2 protein-coding genes and 3 rRNA genes are annotated in these 2,801 nt (G+C 35.5%); all 5 read left to right on the forward strand.

Annotated features, from left to right (window positions below; translation table 11 throughout):
- Positions 1-119 (forward strand): 23S ribosomal RNA (locus PQF83_RS28380); the annotation flags it as partial.
- A 50-nt stretch (positions 120-169) separates the two neighbouring features.
- Positions 170-285, forward strand: a 5S ribosomal RNA gene (gene rrf / locus PQF83_RS28385).
- A gap of 222 nt (positions 286-507) precedes the next feature.
- On the forward strand, positions 508-1,467 hold the full coding sequence (locus tag PQF83_RS28390; RefSeq protein WP_000719448.1) for an alpha/beta hydrolase: 960 nt from the start codon (positions 508-510) through the stop codon (positions 1,465-1,467).
- Between the two features lie 165 nt (positions 1,468-1,632).
- Positions 1,633-2,364 carry a DsbA family oxidoreductase gene (locus PQF83_RS28395; RefSeq protein ID WP_000687960.1) on the forward strand — a complete coding sequence of 244 codons (732 nt, stop codon included), beginning with the start codon at positions 1,633-1,635 and terminating at the stop codon, positions 2,362-2,364.
- A 327-nt stretch (positions 2,365-2,691) separates the two neighbouring features.
- Positions 2,692-2,801 (forward strand): 16S ribosomal RNA (locus tag PQF83_RS28400); the annotation flags it as partial.

Below are 2,801 nucleotides of genomic sequence, written 5' to 3' on the forward strand. Positions count from 1 at the left end.
AGATTTCCCATAGCGTAAGCTAGTAAGATCCCTGAAAGATGATCAGGTTGATAGGTTCGAGGTGGAAGCATGGTGACATGTGGAGCTGACGAATACTAATAGATCGAGGACTTAACCATATAATATGTAGCAAATGTTATCTAGTTTTGAAGGAATATGCCTTCAATAGTTTGGTGATGATGGCAGAGAGGTCACACCCGTTCCCATACCGAACACGGAAGTTAAGCTCTCTAGCGCCGATGGTAGTTGGGACCTTGTCCCTGTGAGAGTAGGACGTCGCCAAGCAAGCTTAAGACGAGTCAGAATGACTCGTCTTTTTTGTGTTTCTAACTTCTTATTAGCCTCGAGTTATCCTTTTGTATTCAATTTCTTTCATCATTTTCGATGTGTAGTTTCAGATTTTATATTTTATTTTTTGTGGAAGCAATCTATTGGTGTGTTAAAATAGTACCGTTATTTTTTGAGTGCTTTAATATAGGGATATTTAATTTTTAAAAAGGAGATAATATGAAAAAGATAGGTATAATTACTATAGTAGTCTTAATCCTTCTAGCGATTGTGTATATGTTAGTTGGAAATTATTTTTATAACTATGCGTTGAATGCGAAACAAGAAAAAGAATTTTTGGAAGATAATCCTCATTTAGTAGAAACGGTAAATGCATCGGGAGATGCATTGGCTACAAATGAAGAGAAGAATGCGAACTTCGTATCAAAGTATAAGCCTAACACATTAACTATACGTTCTTTCGATAAACTGAATTTAACAGGTTATGAATATATGAATGAACAATCTAGTCATAAATGGGCGATTGTAGTTCATGGATACAATGGTAGGGCATCAGAAATGACGAAATATATTCGCAACTTTTATGAACAAGGCTATAATGTCATAGCACCAGATCTTCGTGGGCACGGGAATAGTGAAGGGGATTATGTTGGTATGGGCTGGCATGATCGTAAAGACATTTTGATTTGGATTCAACAAATTGTAAAGAAAGATCCTAATGCTGAAATAGCACTATTTGGTGTTTCGATGGGCGCGGCAACTGTAATGATGACTTCAGGTGAGGATTTACCTTCTAACGTTAAAGTTATTATTGAAGATTGTGGGTACTCAACTGTTGTTGATGAATTTACGTATCAATTAAAAGATCTATTCCACTTGCCGAAGTTTCCTGTTATGAATGCGGCAAATACAGTTACAAAATTAAGAGCTGGATATGATTTAGAAGAAGCTTCAGCTATTAAACAAGTTGCAAAAAGTAAAACACCGATGCTATTCATTCATGGGGATGCGGATACATTCGTTCCTTTTGAAATGTTAGATGAAGTATATAATGCTGCAAAAGTAGAAAAAGAGAAATTAATTGTTCCAGGTGCTGGACATGGAGAAGCTGAGAAGATAGATTCAAATACGTATTGGAATACCGTATGGAAGTTCGTGGGAAGATATATTCAAGCATAATTAGATTTATATATACGATAATCAGAAGGTAATACTTTTGATTATCGTTTTTCTATTTATAAATTTATTTTAGGTTGTAGTATTTAAGGCTTGAAGCATAAATTTTTGAATTCCTTAGTGCCAGTGCTACAATGATTGAAAACTACATGTTAATGAGGTGTTTCTATGAAAATTGAAGTATGGTCAGATTTTGTATGCCCATTTTGCTACATTGGGAAACGTAGGTTAGAAGTGGCTTTAGAGCAATTTCCTCATAAGAAGGATGTTGAAGTTGAGTTTAAAAGTTTTGAATTAGACCAAAATGCTCCAATCTATTCTGGAACAAGTATTAATGAAGTACTTGCATCAAAGTATGGGATTAGTATTGAAGAAGCGAAACGTAATAACGTGCAGTTAGGTAATCATGCAGCTAGTATGGGTTTAAGTTTTAATTTTGATGAGATGAAGCCGACGAACACTTTTGATGCGCATCGTCTTGCGAAATTTGCAAAGGATCAAGGGAAAGAAAAAGAGATTACGGAAAATCTACTTTTTGCATATTTCACTGAATCAAGAAATTTAAGTGATGTGGATACGCTCGCTACTATAGCTGAAGCTTCAGGTCTAGACAAACAAGAAGCTTTACAGGTTATTAATGATAAAAGCGCATATGCAAATGATGTTAGAGTTGATGAAGCGATTGCTCAGCAATATCAAATTTCAGGAGTACCTTATTTTATTATTAATCAAAAGTATGCTATTTCAGGTGCACAACCACTTGAAACTTTTGTTGGTGCACTTCAGCAAGTGTGGGAAGAAGAGAATCCTGTACCTAAGTTACAAGAGCTTTCTTCAGAAGGTGGAAGCGATATGTCTTGTACAGATGAAAGCTGTTCGGTACCTTCAAAAGAACAATAGTTTTTATGATGGAAAGCAACCCATAGAGTATTATATGGGTTGCTTATATATTCTGATAGAAGAGGTATGTAAATAGGGTTTTAAAAAAATGAAGTTTTTTTAAAAAACGTATTGACGATTAATACTTAGAGGTGTAATATAGAACAAGTCGCCGATGACAATAACGTCGAAAGCGACAAACGAAATAAAAAACTTAGTTGACATTAACTAACGAAGATGTTAACATAAGGAAGTCGCAAATGAGCGGCAGACAAGTTCTTTGAAAACTGAACGAAACAAACAACGTGAAACGTCAATTTTTATTTTATGATGCTAGACAAACTAACTTTATTGGAGAGTTTGATCCTGGCTCAGGATGAACGCTGGCGGCGTGCCTAATACATGCAAGTCGAGCGAATGGATTAAGAGCTTGCTCTTATGAAGTTAGCGGCGGACGG

The sequence above is a fragment of the Bacillus sp. FF-1 genome (assembly GCF_028548245.1).
Classification (GTDB): Bacteria; Bacillota; Bacilli; order Bacillales; family Bacillaceae_G; genus Bacillus_A; species Bacillus_A paranthracis.

What these genes read in the sequence shown, in the direction of transcription:
- PQF83_RS28390 (WP_000719448.1), top strand. Translation starts at nt 508, where the DNA reads ATGAAAAAGATAGGTATAATTACTATAGTAGTCTTAATCCTTCTAGCG.
- PQF83_RS28395 (WP_000687960.1), top strand. Translation starts at nt 1,633, where the DNA reads ATGAAAATTGAAGTATGGTCAGATTTTGTATGCCCATTTTGCTACATT.